This window comes from Acinetobacter psychrotolerans (genome assembly GCF_048552595.1).
GTDB lineage: Bacteria > Pseudomonadota > Gammaproteobacteria > Pseudomonadales > Moraxellaceae > Acinetobacter.
Map to the genome: position 1 here is coordinate 220,378 of NZ_JBIMDK010000003.1, position 15,401 is coordinate 235,778.

Annotated in this window: 13 protein-coding genes and 1 riboswitch; of the genes, 10 read left to right on the forward strand and 3 right to left on the reverse strand. The window is 37.9% G+C overall.

Annotated features, from left to right (window positions below):
• Positions 1-106: 106 nt before the first annotated feature.
• Together ACG94X_RS04295 and ACG94X_RS04300 are read right to left on the reverse strand one after the other, a co-directional pair.
• Entirely contained in the window at positions 107-1,018 is a 912-nt protein-coding gene (locus ACG94X_RS04295; RefSeq protein ID WP_419382500.1) for an alpha/beta fold hydrolase, read from the reverse strand.
• A 465-nt stretch (positions 1,019-1,483) separates the two neighbouring features.
• On the reverse strand, positions 1,484-2,029 hold the full coding sequence (locus ACG94X_RS04300) for a PadR family transcriptional regulator (RefSeq protein WP_419382501.1): 546 nt from the start codon (positions 2,027-2,029) through the stop codon (positions 1,484-1,486).
• A gap of 154 nt (positions 2,030-2,183) precedes the next feature.
• On the opposite strand from ACG94X_RS04300, the gene ACG94X_RS04305 reads away from it, so the two are divergent.
• The 3 genes from ACG94X_RS04305 (at position 2,184) to ACG94X_RS04315 (ending at position 6,021) form a co-directional block, all read left to right on the forward strand.
• Entirely contained in the window at positions 2,184-4,208 is a 2,025-nt protein-coding gene (locus ACG94X_RS04305) for an oxidoreductase (RefSeq protein WP_419382502.1), read from the forward strand.
• 177 nt (positions 4,209-4,385) lie between these two features.
• Entirely contained in the window at positions 4,386-4,790 is a 405-nt protein-coding gene (locus tag ACG94X_RS04310) for a nuclear transport factor 2 family protein (protein WP_419382503.1), read from the forward strand.
• A gap of 151 nt (positions 4,791-4,941) precedes the next feature.
• Complete coding sequence (locus ACG94X_RS04315; RefSeq protein WP_419382504.1) at positions 4,942-6,021, forward strand: alpha/beta fold hydrolase; 1,080 nt, start codon at positions 4,942-4,944, stop codon at positions 6,019-6,021.
• Positions 6,022-6,176: 155 nt separating this feature from the next.
• Here the strand turns inward: ACG94X_RS04315 and ACG94X_RS04320 are convergent, their stop codons facing one another.
• Positions 6,177-6,638 carry an internalin gene (locus tag ACG94X_RS04320; protein ID WP_419382505.1) on the reverse strand — a complete coding sequence of 154 codons (462 nt, stop codon included), beginning with the start codon at positions 6,636-6,638 and terminating at the stop codon, positions 6,177-6,179.
• A gap of 229 nt (positions 6,639-6,867) precedes the next feature.
• Here ACG94X_RS04320 and pyrG point away from each other — a divergent pair, with 229 nt between their 5' ends.
• From pyrG to ACG94X_RS04355, 7 genes are all read left to right on the forward strand, one after another.
• Entirely contained in the window at positions 6,868-8,508 is a 1,641-nt protein-coding gene (pyrG, locus tag ACG94X_RS04325; protein ID WP_419382506.1) for a CTP synthase, read from the forward strand.
• Between the two features lie 30 nt (positions 8,509-8,538).
• Positions 8,539-9,396 (forward strand): 3-deoxy-8-phosphooctulonate synthase, encoded by an 858-nt coding sequence (kdsA, locus tag ACG94X_RS04330; RefSeq protein WP_419382507.1) that lies wholly within the window; start codon positions 8,539-8,541, stop codon positions 9,394-9,396.
• 57 nt (positions 9,397-9,453) lie between these two features.
• A complete protein-coding gene (gene eno, locus ACG94X_RS04335; protein WP_419382508.1) occupies positions 9,454-10,743 on the forward strand; it encodes a phosphopyruvate hydratase in 1,290 nt (429 codons plus the stop codon).
• 346 nt (positions 10,744-11,089) lie between these two features.
• Positions 11,090-11,476, forward strand: a complete 387-nt coding sequence (gene ftsB, locus ACG94X_RS04340; protein ID WP_419382509.1) for a cell division protein FtsB — start codon at positions 11,090-11,092, stop codon at positions 11,474-11,476.
• Entirely contained in the window at positions 11,439-12,170 is a 732-nt protein-coding gene (gene ispD / locus ACG94X_RS04345) for a 2-C-methyl-D-erythritol 4-phosphate cytidylyltransferase (protein ID WP_419382579.1), read from the forward strand. The genes ftsB and ispD overlap by 38 nt, the downstream gene beginning before the upstream one ends.
• Positions 12,171-12,279: 109 nt before the next feature.
• On the forward strand, positions 12,280-13,416 hold the full coding sequence (gene rodA / locus ACG94X_RS04350; protein WP_419382510.1) for a rod shape-determining protein RodA: 1,137 nt from the start codon (positions 12,280-12,282) through the stop codon (positions 13,414-13,416).
• 271 nt (positions 13,417-13,687) lie between these two features.
• Positions 13,688-14,956: a D-amino acid dehydrogenase gene (locus tag ACG94X_RS04355; RefSeq protein ID WP_419382511.1), complete on the forward strand. Its 1,269-nt coding sequence runs from the start codon at positions 13,688-13,690 to the stop codon at positions 14,954-14,956.
• Positions 14,957-15,198: 242 nt separating this feature from the next.
• A riboswitch (glycine riboswitch) is annotated at positions 15,199-15,287 on the forward strand.
• The last annotated feature ends 114 nt before the right edge of the window (positions 15,288-15,401 follow it).

Here is a 15,401-nt window from a genome sequence, read left to right on the forward strand (position 1 = left end):
GTCTAATCAAGATAAAAGAAGCTTTGGAAACCAGTCTCTAAATTTAATCATGATCCATAAAAATGCCTTGTTATTTAAACAAGGCATTTTTAATTCTAATCAATTTTTAAGCAGATGCTTTTAAGAATGAGCGAATTTCCTGCCCGAATTTAACAGGTTCAGTGATTAATAGTGTATGCCCAGATTGTTTAAAAATAATATTTTTAGCATTGCTTAAACTACCAGAGACTTTCATTTGTCCTTCTGAAGGATATAGCGATGATTTTTCCCCAATGAAAAATGTCGTCGGGCAATTAAGCTGTGAAATTGCATCGCGATAGTCTTCATCATGATTTAAATAATTATCAATGTACCAACGCATATAATCTAGACGGCGAATAGGTAACAGATGTTTTTGTAATTGTGGGTGTTTTAAAGTTAGATTAAATATAAATGGAGCAATTTTATGACTACCCTGAATTTTGATAAAATTAACCCACATTTCTACCAGTGTTTCACGGGGTTCTGGTGGCAGTTCATCGACAAAACGTACATGCAGATGTTGATGTAGGAATTGTGATAAATCAGACAGTAATTTTTTAAATTTATAATGATTTTTGCCAAATAAGCCAAACGGCCAAGTTTCATCTGTTGGGATTTTCGGGGTTTGATCAATATGCAGATAAGCCTTGAGTTTTTCACGCAAATTGCCATATTGCATCCCATGCATCGCAGTGGTTGCACCCATAGAATAGCCCATAAGAATAAACTGATCGAGAGTCAATTGACTCATTAACGCATCTACATCACGCCAATGGTTTTGAATTGCATCTAAATCTTGTGGAATCTGACAATTACGAGAACCACCAAAACCACGCCAGTCAGGGATGATGAACTTAAACTTCTGAATATTAGGTAAAATAAAAGGAAGCCATTGCCAACTTTGCATGCCTAATCCTGAAAGTACAAGTACGGGTTCGCCTTGTCCAACTTCGCGAACAAATAATTTTTCACCATCTGGCATTGTATAAAAGGGCATAACTATTCCTATTTGACTTCTTTTATTTGGTTTTTCATTGGGCGTTATTGTGACTGAAAAAGGCTATTTTTTAAACCTGATGTTACGCACTTAAAATATTAATCTGTTTTTTAAGCTTTTTGACGGAGTATTAGGCAATAGCTTTGATTTAGGGATTAGTCTTCGACAAAAGTACCCAAAACTATTGTCATCCGCAGAACTCGTCCACGTCCTTAAATTATTGAATGTGTCGCAGAAACATTTCCGAATAGAGCGAGTCTTGCCTCAAACAATTGCGGATGACTTTATCGTGTATCCACATTCTTCGAGATGGAAAGTATGATTTAGATATTATTGTGTAACATCAGTTATGAAATTGAATGCAGATTCATCAGACGATGCTAAATTCAATAATCCTAAATTTATAGGATATTTTCGATAAAGCTCGAAAATTCATATCGTCATAATCATTATTTAAAAATAAATTTATGAATGTTCTGCAAATTTTTTGAGTTGTGGAATCACTTTCCCAAGCCAGTCAATCCAGCCTTTTTCCAAATCTATACCCAATTGTAAAATCATTTTATGAATATATAGTCTGCGATCTGTGTCATTTGTTTGGGCAAAATCTTTGGCAAAAATCTGTTGATAAATCTTTAAATTTTCCTGATGCAATTCTAAATGGCGTTCAAGTTCAGGTAGAACGGAATTTCCACCCAATTGTGCTTCGGCACGTAAACGAACCATAATTTCTTCACGAAGTTGTGCAGGCTCACTTTGTTTAACCATCCAGTCTGCAAGTTCTACACGCCCAGGCTGTTCGACTTTATATGTTTTTTTACGTCCAGTATCTGCTTCATTTTCAAGGGTGGAAATCCATCCCTTTTTTTGCATTCCATTCAGTTCGCGATATATTTGTTGATGCGTCGCATTCCAGAAATACCCCATGGAGCGGTCAAAACGTCGAGCCAGTTCAAAACCTGTACTTGGTTTTTCAATCAGACTGGTTAATAAAACATGGGCTAAAGACATTTTGGTTATATTTCACATATAAAATGGATGTAAAGTCATTATGCAACATGTTGCATAAAAATCAAATCTAGATTATAAATAGATTCATTGCAACTTGTTGCATTAAAATTAAATGAACAGAAATCAGCCAGCATTAAGCAAGCAGGGAGTACCCATGTCGCATTATCCACATTTACTAGCACCTTTGGATTTAGGCTTTACCACATTAAAAAATCGTGTGTTGATGGGGTCGATGCATGTCGGTCTTGAAGAAGTAGACGGTGGGTATGAGCGTATGGCTGCTTTTTATGCAGAGCGTGCTGCTGGCGGTGTAGGCCTAATCGTGACCGGAGGTATTTCTCCGAATGATCATGGTGTGACTTTCTTTGGTGGTTCTAAATTGGATCATCTTGAAGAAGCGGAAAAACATAAGATTATTACTCAAGCGGTTCATGATGCAGGCGGTAAAATTGCTTTGCAGATTCTGCATACAGGTCGTTACTCCTATCAGCCTGAAAATGTTGCACCATCTGCCATTCAAGCGCCAATCAATCCAACTAAACCACATGCTTTAACCTCTGCTGAAGTGCAACAGACCATTGCTGATTTTGCCAACTGCGCAAAACTATCTCAGATTGCAGGCTATGATGGCGTGGAAATCATGGGCTCAGAAGGTTATTTAATTAATGAATTTATTGCGGCTCGTACTAACCATCGTGACGATGAATGGGGTGGGAGTTATGAAAAACGTATCCGTTTCCCGATTGAAATTGTTAAGCGTACCCGTGAGGAAGTAGGTGAAAACTTCATTATTATCTATCGTTTATCTATGTTGGATTTGGTGGATGGCGGTTCTACACTGGAAGAAGTGATTCAGCTTGCTAAAGAAATTGAAAAAGCAGGTGCAACCATTATCAATACGGGTATCGGCTGGCATGAAGCACGTATTCCAACCATTGCAACTAAAGTACCCCGTGCAGCATTTACTTGGGTGACAAAGAAATTAAAAGGTTCTGTCAATGTACCTTTAATTACATCGAATCGTATCAATACACCTGAAATGGCTGAGCATGTTTTAGCGCAAGGTGATGCTGACATGATTTCCATGGCACGTCCGATGCTCGCAGATTCAGAATTTGTAATAAAAGCTGAGCAGGGACGTGCAGATGAAATTAATACTTGTATTGGTTGTAACCAAGCTTGTTTAGACCATATTTTCTCTATGAAAATAGCAACTTGCTTAGTGAATCCACGTGCATGTTATGAAACTGAACTGATTTTCAAAGCATCAGCGATGACTAAAAATATTGCAGTGATTGGTGCTGGGCCTGCGGGATTAAGCTTTGCAACATATGCGGCAGACCGTGGTCACAAAGTTACATTGTTTGAAGCTTCAAATCAGATTGGTGGTCAATTTAATATTGCTAAGACCATTCCGGGAAAAGAAGAATTTTATGAAACTTTACGTTATTTTAAACGTAAAATTGAATTACAACCGAATATTACATTATTGCTGAATCATACAGCGACGTATGAAGAACTCAGTGCTGAAAAATTTGATGATATTGTTGTGGCAACAGGTGTAACACCTCGTCATTTGGATATCGAAGGTATTGATCATCCTAAAGTATTATCTTATCTCGAAGTTTTACGCGATCGTAAAGCTGTAGGTCAGAGAGTTGCTATTATTGGTGCAGGCGGTATTGGTTTTGATACAGCAGAATATTTATCTCATGAAGGTGAAAGTGGCAGTCTGAATCCACAAAAATTCTATGATGAGTGGGGCATTGACACCACTTATGCGAATGTTGGTGGTCTGAAACAGCCAGAAGTTGAACAGTCAGTTCGTGAAATTTATCTGTTACAACGTAAAGCGAAGTCAGTTGGTGCAGGTTTGGGTAAAACCACGGGTTGGATTCACCGTACAGGTTTGAAGCATCGTCATGTCAATATGATCCCGGGTGCGAGTTACGACAAGATTGATGATCAGGGCTTACATATTACCGTAGCGGATAAAAGCATGATTTTAGATGTTAATCATGTGGTGATTTGCGCAGGTCAGGAACCATTTACAGCAATGTTTGATCAACTCAAAGCCGATGGTAAATCTGTGCATTTGATTGGTGGTGCGAAAGAAGCTGGTGAGTTAGATGCTAAACGTGCGATTCGTCAGGGTGCTGAATTGGCAATGGTGATTTGATTTTTAAAGGCACTTTCCTATTAATAAAGTTCCCTCTCCTTTGAGGAGAGGGTTAGGGAAAGGTGATTTTGAATTTCCCCTCATCCTCTTGCGAAGTTTCACTCCTCATCCCGAAGGGAGGAGGAGCTTACTTTACATGAATTATTGTGATGCACTATTTAGAATAAAGGACATAAAATGAGTTACTCAAATACTAAAGCTGCCGTTCAAAAATGGCATGACATGATCGAAACCCGTGATATGTCACTTTTAAATGAATTACTTGCCGATGATGTGGTGTTCCGTTCACCTGTGGCATTCAAGCCTTATGAAGGCAAACAAGTGGTTTATTTTATTCTGACCAATGTCATTCAGGTTTTTGAAAATTTTACTTATCATCGTGAATTTTTTACTGAAGATGAGCAAAGTGTAGTGATTGAATTTTCAGCCGTAGTTTCTGAAAAGCAACTTAAAGGCATCGATATGATTCGTTTTAATGAACAGGGTCAAATCGTTGAATTTGAAGTGATGATTCGTTCACTCAGTGGTTTACAGGCTTTGGGTGCGCAAATGGGCGAACGCTTTGCTCAATATCAGCCTTAATGATTCATTAAAAACTAATCCTACATAAAATATTGGTTCAGGGATTATTTAATATTTCTGAACCATTAGAGCTTTAACTATTGATAGTTAAACTCCGAAAGTTAAAAGTCGAATGCTGTATCTAATTAAGTTTTAAATGTAGAGAAAGATGATGTCTATTCTGAATAAAGTCAGCCAAATGACGCAAACTGTACTGGATAAAGTGACTGGTGCTGAACAGCCGAAAATGTATTATGACCAACAGGGACAGATTAAAGACGTATTAAAGCAACTGCCACAATTACAGCAAAAATATCGTCCAACGCCGTGGTTGAGTAACAGTCATGTACATCTGCTGTATTTTGACATCATTAAGAAAAAAACCATTAAACTTAAATATGACCGTATTGAACAATTGACCATGCAGGATGGTGGCGTCACTGCTATTGCTTGGTATGGTTATGATTTACCAAAAAATACACCAACGATTGTCATTATGCATACCATCACGGGTACACCTGAAAGTATGCGTGAATTGGTCAAAGATTTACATGAATATACAGGTTGGCGGATTGCGCTGTGTCTGCGCCGTGGGCATGCAGGCTTACCTATGCCAGTACCACAAATGTCGATTTTTGGTTCTCCTTCAGATTTAAGAGAACAGATCAGTTTGATTCAATCTGTTTTCCCACAGTCCGATTTATATGCCGTGGGGTCATCCGCAGGAACAGGTTTGTTGGTACGCTACTTGGGTGAAGAGGGTGAAAAAACACCATTTAAAGCTGCATTTGCAATGTGTCCAGGTTATGACACAGAACTTGGGTTTGAAAATGTACATCCTTTCTATACCAAGGTGATGACTAAAAAATTATTTAAAGTTTTTATTCAGCCTTATGCAAAAACTTGGCAAAATGTACATTCAGTACAGACCGTTTTAAAGACTAAAACTTTGCAGGAATTTCAAAATGAATATTTTGAAATGGCAGGATTTAGTGATTATAAAAGTTACTCTCAAGCAACTAATCCTATTTATGTGTTTGAAAATGTAAAAATTCCGCTCATGGTTTTGAACTCGGAAGATGATCCAGTTTGTTCAATTAAAAATCTAGAACCTTTTAAACCGATGATTGAAAAAATGCCGAATATTGTTGTGGTAACGACTAAAAAAGGCAGCCATTGTGGTTTTTATGAAGGCTTAAATACGCAATCTTGGGCTTCAAAGTTGATAGCAGATTTTCTGCAAAAATTTTAATTCGAATAAAATAACTGAAATGGCAATATTTAGATGAATATATGGTTTAAAGCTATGTTTATGCGTTGATATTTGAATCACAAGATTAACTCAGGAAGTTTAAAATAAAAAACCAGTCACTTATGACTGGTTTTTTACATACAATAAATTAAAACTTAGTTTTTAAGTGCAGGGGTAGCAGCAGCAATTGCAGCAGCAACTGCATCATCTTCAGACTGTGCCGCAGCTGAATTTGGTTTAGGTGTAGGTTGAGCTTTTGGTGCAGTTTCAGTTTTTACTGATTCAGCTTTAGCTGGTTTAGCTTCTGTCGCAGCAGGCTTAGCATCAGCAGCTTGCACATTTTGAGTGGTTGCGTGTGCTTCATGAGTTGTGGTACGAACTTCAGTGGTGGTATTTGCAGTTTCAGTACGTTCAACTTCTACATGAGCAGGAATTTCTACTTGCTGTGTATTTTGTTCAGAACTTGGCAAGTTTTCAAATTGCGCAGCTTCAGAAGTCGCAGGTTGAGTAGTTTCTACTTTATCTTGCTCATCTTCTTTAGGCGTTTCTTTTTTTACACAAGCAGATACGAGTAGTACGGTCGCAATTGCACCACAAATTAAAAGTTTCTTATTCATAATGACTCAAAACAAAACAGATTAAAGAGATGTTACTAAGTATAACAGCAAAATGATATTTAAAAATCACCTTATCAAGTGCTAAATTTTTATTGGAAATGCTGATAGAATAGCCAATTGTTTATTGTTCTATGAATTGATGTGATTTGACTTTGCTTTCTGGGTACAAGGTAAAGTAAAATCGCCCAACATTGTAGGCCAATTTAGGCTCCATTGTACGAGAAACTTAATGACCCATTTTATATTCGTCACTGGTGGTGTTGTATCATCACTAGGTAAAGGTATTTCAGCTGCTTCAGTTGCTGCACTTTTAGAAGCCCGTGGTTTAAAAGTGACCATGGTCAAAATGGATCCATACATTAATGTCGATCCTGGGACTATGAGCCCATTCCAACACGGTGAAGTATTTGTCACAGAAGATGGTGCTGAAACTGACCTAGACTTGGGATATTACGAACGTTTCTTACGTCGTGCCAAAATGACCAAATTGAATAATTTTACATCAGGTCGTGTTTATCAAGATGTTTTAAATAAAGAACGTCGTGGTGACTATCTTGGTGGTACGGTACAAGTTATTCCACATATTACGGATAATATTAAAGAACGCGTTATTCGCGCAGGCGAAGGTTATGACGTAGCCATCGTAGAAATCGGTGGGACTGTCGGTGACATTGAATCTCTCCCATTCATGGAAGCTGTACGTCAGTTAATGGTTGAACTTGGTCATAACCGTACAATGCTTATGCATTTGACTTTATTACCATATATCAAATCTGCTGCTGAACTTAAAACCAAACCAACACAGCATTCTGTAAAAGAATTATTGTCGATTGGTATTCAGCCAGACATCTTAATTTGTCGTACTGAATATGATGTAGATGCAGAGACTACACGTAAAATTGCACTCTTTACAAACGTACAAGCACGTGCAGTTGTGGTGTGTAAAGACGCTCGTTCAATTTACCAAATTCCGCGTACTTTCTATGAACAAAATGTTGACGATTTAATATGTGAGCGTTTTGGCTATAACGATTTACCAGAAGCAGATTTGACGGACTGGGATAATGTGGTTGAAGCATTATTAAACCCTGAATATACCGTTCGTGTTGCGATGGTAGGTAAATATGTTGAACTTCCAGATGCTTATAAATCTGTGAATGAAGCACTTTTACATGCAGGCGTGAAAAATCTGGTAAAAGTTCAAATTGATTATGTCAATGCTGAAGAACTTGAAAGCCAAAATGCTGCTGAAGTATTAAAAGATGCTGATGCAATCCTCGTTCCAGGTGGTTTTGGTGAACGTGGTACCGAAGGCAAAATGAAGGCGATTCAATTTGCTCGTGAAAACAACGTGCCATTCTTAGGTATTTGTTTGGGTATGCAATTGGCTGTGATTGAATTTGCTCGTAATGCAGCAGGTATGCCTGAAGCAACATCTACAGAATTTAACCGTTCAACGAAGTTCCCACTCATTGGTTTAATTACCGAATGGTTAGATGAGCGTGGCGAAATTCAGCATCGTAGTACCGAGTCAAACCTTGGTGGTACAATGCGTTTGGGTGCGCAAAAATCTGAATTGGTTGAAGGTACGAAGACTCGTGAAGTTTATGCGAAAGCAGAAATCACAGAACGTCATCGTCATCGTTATGAAATGAATGATCGTTTTATTCCTGCTATTGAAGCAGCAGGTATGAAAATTTCAGGCTATTCATCTGTTCAACATCTTGTTGAGACTGTGGAAATCCCTGAACATCCTTGGTTTATTGCTGTGCAATTTCATCCGGAATTTACCAGCTCACCACGTGATGGACATCCATTATTCGCTGGGTTCATTGATGCTGCAAAAAAACAGCACCTGCAAAGCAAATAAGGTTTGAGTAAAATAGACTAGGAAGTTTAGATGTCACAATTAAAACCACAAGAAATTGTACGTTTAGGCGATATACAAATGGCAAATCATTTGCCATTTGTACTATTCGGCGGAATGAATGTACTTGAGTCGAAAGACTTAGCTTTTGAAATTGCAGAGACTTATGTGGATATCTGTACTCGATTAGGTATTCCTTATGTATTTAAGGCGAGTTTTGATAAAGCCAATCGTTCAAGCCTGCATTCATTTCGTGGACCAGGTCTAGAAAAAGGCATTGAATGGTTAGCGGAAATTAAAAAGCATTTTAATGTGCCGATCATTACTGATGTACATGAACCCTACCAAGCTGCGCCAGTGGCTGAAGTTGCTGATATTATTCAGCTTCCTGCTTTTTTAAGTCGTCAAACGGATCTTGTTGAAGCAATGGCTAAAACACAAGCCATTATCAACATTAAAAAAGCTCAGTTCCTTGCACCGCATGAAATGCGTCATATCTTGAATAAATGCCTTGAAGCAGGGAATGACAAACTGATTCTCTGTGAGCGTGGTTCAGCTTTTGGCTATAACAACTTAGTTGTTGATATGCTTGGCTTTGACACTATGAAAGAAATGAATGTACCCGTATTCTTTGATGTTACACATGCGCTTCAAACACCAGGTGGTCGTGAAGATTCTGCAGGTGGACGCCGTGCTCAGATTACGACACTGGCTCGCGCAGGTATGGCAACAGGGCTGGCAGGTTTATTCTTAGAAGCGCATCCAGATCCTGAAAAAGCTAAATGTGATGGGCCTTGTGCATTACGTATGTCCCAACTTGAGCCGTTCTTAGCGCAACTCAAAGAATTGGATACCTTGGTGAAAGGTTTCAAAAAATTAGATACTCATTGATGCGCTTATTTGCATCTTATTATTCATTCAATAGATCATTCAACTGAGGAATTATTCATGAGCCAAATCGTTGACATTCGTGCACGTGAAATTTTGGACTCTCGTGGTAACCCAACCATCGAAGCTGACGTAATCCTAGACTCTGGCGTTGTTGGCCGTGCATGTGCACCATCTGGTGCTTCAACTGGTTCTCGTGAAGCTTTAGAACTTCGTGACGGTGACAAATCTCGTTATTTAGGTAAAGGTGTTCGTACTGCGGTTCAAAACGTAAATGGTTCAATCAAAGACTTATTGGTTGGTCAAAACGTATTTGAACAAAAAGCGCTTGATGATAAAATGATCGCGCTTGATGGTACTGAAAATAAAGAAAAATTAGGTGCAAATGCAACTTTGGCAGTATCTTTGGCTGCTGCTCGTGCTGCTGCGGTAGAAAAAAAATCTGAATTGTTCCAGTACATTGCAGATTTACGTGGTCAAACAACTTTGACAATGCCTGTACCAATGATGAACATCATCAATGGTGGTTCGCATGCAGATAATAATGTTGATATTCAAGAGTTTATGATTGAGCCTGTAGGCTTTACATCATTCTCTGAAGCTTTACGTGCTGGCGCTGAAATCTTCCATTCTTTAAAATCAGTTTTAAATAAAAAAGGTTTAAATACAGCAGTTGGTGATGAAGGTGGTTTTGCACCAAACCTTCGTTCAAACGAAGAAGCAATTACTGTAATTCTTGAAGCAATTGCTCAAACTGGCTATAAAGCAGGTTCTGACATTATGCTTGCACTTGATTGTGCATCTACTGAGTTCTACAAAAATGGTCAATATATTCTTGCAGGTGAAGGCAACAAAGCATTTACAAGCAACCAATTCTCAGACTATTTAGCTGGCTTAGTTAATCAATACCCAATTATCTCAATTGAAGATGGTTTAGACGAATCTGATTGGGAAGGTTGGTCTTATTTGACTTCTATCCTTGGTGATAAGATCCAATTGGTAGGTGACGATTTATTCGTTACAAACCCTAAGATTTTACAACGTGGTATTGATGAGAAAGTGGGTAACTCGATCTTAATCAAATATAACCAAATTGGTACTTTATCTGAAACTTTAGATGCTATTTATCTTGCTAAAGCAAATGGTTACTCTACTGTTATTTCACATCGTTCAGGCGAAACTGAAGATTCTACAATTGCTGATCTTGCAGTGGGTACAGCAGCGGGCCAAATTAAGACGGGTTCACTTTGCCGTTCTGACCGTGTTGCAAAATATAACCAATTGCTACGTATTGAAGAATTAACGCATGCCGCTTACCGTGGTAAAGCTGAGTTTAAAGGTTTAAATTAATATTTTAGGGCTTCTTCCTCTTTATTTATCTCCTGTAGGGAAATAAAGGAACTTAATTCAGAAGCCTGTTGATTTAGATAAAAAACCACTCCTATACTTTATGTAAAGGAGTGGTTTTTTTCTGCGTATAGAACATGCCGAACAATAGCGTATTGAGTTTCCGATCCTGTGAGCTTGCTGCTTTAAAATTCATTGCGGTGATATTTTTAGTAATACTCCAGTTTTTGCATAGAAATTAGAGTTTTGTGATACTTTTGCAGTTTTCACACAGTTTAATATTCTTCATACAAAATATTTGATGTATATTAGCACCTTATTTAATGCTGTTATTTAAGCCACGAATGCAATGTTAGAAGTATTTAAAACAACTTCAAGTAAAGTGATATTGGTGCTCGCGATTATCATCGTGGTTATACTCCAGTATCGCTTCTGGTTTGGTGAGGGAGGCTATTTCCCTCATCACGCTTTAGTACAGCAAATTGAACAGCAAATGGAAGTCAATGCTGACCTAAAAGAGCGCAACCGTATCCTCGCGGCAGAGGTGTATGACCTAAAAAATGGTGCAGAAGCCATTGAGGAACATGCACGTTTAGACCTCGGTCTAGTCAAGCCACATGAAACATTTGTACAAATGAGTACCATCAGTACACATTACAAACAAATTTATATCGATGAAAATGTTGATTCAAGAACCAATGAAGATGAAGCCGAACCCGCACCTAACCAACCGTAAACTTTGGGCGATTATTCCTGCTGCAGGTTCTGGAAGCCGTTTTTCAAAAACTGAGTTTAAACAATACCAAATCATTGAAAATAAAACGGTATTGGAACACACCGTAAATCGCTTGAATGATCTACCGCTTGCGGGCTATGTTTTAGCGATTGGCGCACAAGACAATTATGCAGAAACTCTGCACTTTAAAAATAGACAAAATGCCCATTTTTGCTTAGGTGGCGCAGAGCGTGTCGATTCAGTTTTAAACGGTTTAAATTATCTTGCACAATTTGCAGATGAAGATGACTTGGTTTTTGTGCATGATGCAGCTCGCCCATGTGTAACCACGCAATGCCTAGAAAACCTTGTAAAGGTTGCAATTGAACAGGAGACAAGTGCGATTCTTGCAATTCCTGTACGTGATACATTGAAGTGTGTTGAGAATGATCAGGACATTAGTAAAACAGTCAGTCGTGACTATTTATGGCAGGCGCAAACTCCACAAATTTCGACATTGGCAAAACTTAAAAAAGCCATAGAAGTAGCTCTGGCGAATAATATTGTTATTACAGATGAAGCAAGTGCATTAGAATATAGTCATGAGCCTGTGCAGGTTGTGATGGGGCGTTCCGACAATATTAAAATTACGTATCCAGATGATTTGGAACTTGCTCGACTGATTTTACAAGCTCAGCAACAAATTCTTCAATAAAACACAAATATCGGCAAAAAATAGACATTATTATCCGTGGATAGATTTTATCACTCGGCATTTGTCTTTATAATTTTGCTTCAAATCCGCATGTTTAAGATTTCTATTCATGACACCATCACCACAGTATAAATTTTTACGCCAATCTGTTCGAGATGGTTTAAGCTTTAATCAAAAGATTTCGAGATGGGATAAATTACACCTCGATCCTTGGTTATTGGGATTCTTAATAATTAACACCATTTTAGGTTTATTAATGGTCTACAGTGCATCTGACCAAGATGTTTCAATGGTCGTACGCCAAGGGATCAGTTTTGCTGTGGGTTTTGTATTGTTATTTATCTGCGCGCAAATTCCGCCTAAAGTGTATCAAGCTGTTAGCCCGTGGTTTTATTTAATCGCAATATTGATGTTAATACTGGTGTTATTGGTTGGTGATGTAAGACTTGGGGCTAAGCGTTGGCTGACTATTCCGGGTATAGGGAGTATGCAGCCCAGTGAATTTATGAAATTTGCTATGCCGTTAATGATGGCTTGGTATTTTTCTAGACAGCCATTACCACCTAAATTTAAACATATTGTGGTCGCGCTGATCATTATGGTTGTGCCTTTTGTACTGGCTTTATTACAACCCGATTTGGCGATTGGTATTGTGATTGGTGGTGTTTTTGCATTATTTTTAAGTGGAATGTCTTGGAGATTGATCCTTGGAACTTTGGGTGCACTTGCATTAGCATTTCCAGTGATTTGGACATTTGTATTACAGGCTTATCAAAAGAAACGTATTCTTACTTTATTTGACCCTGAATCCGATGCTTTAGGCGCAGGTTGGAATATCATTCAATCTAAAATTGCGATTGGTTCAGGCGGCGTTACAGGACGTGGTTTCTTAGAAGGTACTCAGTCGCAACTGGGTTATTTACCAGAGCATCATACTGACTTTATTATGTCGACCTATGCCGAAGAGTTTGGTTTCATTGGGGTGTTCTTCTTATTTGCGCTTTATACTGCAATGATTTTCCGCTGTATGATGATTAGTTTAAATTCTTTTCATAACTATGGACGAATCTTGGCAGGAACGATTGGCTTATCTTTATTTTTCTTTGTTTTCGTAAATTCAGGCATGGTGAGTGGTATTTTACCTGTGACAGGTGATCCATTACCATTGATGAGTTATGGTGGAACAGCTGTTATTGCTTTATTGGCCAGTTTTGGCATCGTGATGTCAATCCATACACATCGCTAATTGTTTTACCTGTGGTTTAAAATTAAAAATAGAGACTCAAAAGTAGCAAAATAATTTACGAAAAGGATATTTATGCGATTAAATATCCTTTTTTTATTGAACATTACGACAACAAAAATAATCCCGATAGTCAAAAAAATGATCACACATCATCACCAAATCCGTGTTGCTAAACTGTGGCAAAGTGCTAAATTGAACCTATAGTCAAAATATTTATAAATATCGATAACTTTTTATCATAAAGCAATAGTTTGTCTGAGGAGTGGTTCAGATGCATATTATCGTTCTTGGTGCAGGCGTGATTGGTACAACTTCGGCATATTATTTAAAACAAGCAGGGCATGATGTCACGGTGATTGACCGACAGCCCAATGTTGCATTAGAAACCAGTTTTGCCAATGCAGGGCAAATTTCACCAGGTTATGCATCGCCTTGGGCAGCGCCAGGGATTCCATTGAAAGCTTTTAAGTGGATGTTTCAGCCACATTCACCATTGGCAATAAAACTGACGGGCGATATGTATCAGTATCAATGGATGGTACGCATGTTGGCTGAATGTAATATCAATCGTTATCAAATTAATAAAGAACGCATGGTGCGAATTTCGGAATATAGCCGTGATTGTTTAGATGAGCTACGGGCTGAAACAAAGATTCATTTCGATGAGCGTCAATTGGGAACTTTGCAGCTATTTAGAAAACAACAACAGTTAGATGTCGCAGGCAAAGATACCGAAGTTTTAAAACATGAAGGCGTACCTTTTGAATTATTAGACAAAGCAGGGGTAATTCGTGCTGAACCTGCTTTGGCACATGCAACGATAGACTTTGTTGGTGGTTTAAGATTACCCAATGATCAAACAGGTGATTGTCAAAAATTTACAACAGAATTGGCTGAACTTGCAGCACAACAAGGGGTCAATTTCTTATTTAATTCAGTGATTGAATCCGTAGAAAAAGACGCGGATTCCATTAAATCGATTGTTCTAAAAGATGGTAAAAAAATTTCTGGCGATGCTTATGTGATGGCTTTGGGCAGTTATAGTCATGAAGTGTTGAAGGAGTTGGATATTGATGCACCAGTATATCCACTCAAAGGCTATTCAATAACCACTAAAATTCTCAATCCTGAATTATCACCTGTTTCTACTATTTTGGATGAATCTTATAAAATTGCATTAACACGTTTTGATGACCGAATTCGAGTGGGGGGAATGGCGGAAATAAATGGTTTTGATCGTTCTTTAAAATCCAGTCGTGAAGACACGCTATTGATGGTGCTACAGCAATTATTCCCCAATGCTAGTGATATTTCAGATGCCCATTTTTGGTCAGGTTTAAGACCTGCGACACCAGATGGTACGCCTATAGTGGGAAAAACTAAGTATAAAAATTTATTTACTAATACTGGGCATGGGACTTTAGGCTGGACAATGTCATGTGGCTCCGCAAAATTATTATCCGATATTATTTCACATAAAACTCCACAAATTGAATACGATGACTTAAATGTATTTCGTTATGACTCAGTGAATCACTAAAGTCATTAGTAAAAAACCGAGCAATTAAATTAAATAGTGGAATATTTAGAACACGTTTTGAATGCTTTGTTGCTTTGCGGTGCAGAGTTGAATTATTCAAATCAGAAAAGACGATCTATGGTGGTATTTAATTTTAGATGATTAAAGCGATCAGGATAGATTTAATTAAGGTTTACATTATTTAACCATTTATTATTGTATTAAATTCATTCAATGGCATATACCTTGCTTTATAACAATTAAATATTATTGCAGGAGAGAAGTCTCTTGTAGATTCGCCGAAGGAGCAACGACCCCGGAAACTCTCAGGTAAAAGGACTGTAATAATTTTTAAAAATCTGGAGAGAAGTTATTTCAAAATCATCGATAAAGATATGCTGAAATAACTCACCGAAGGGGATGGTTTTGTGCAAATGGTTTGCATATTTATCGAAGCTCTCAGGTA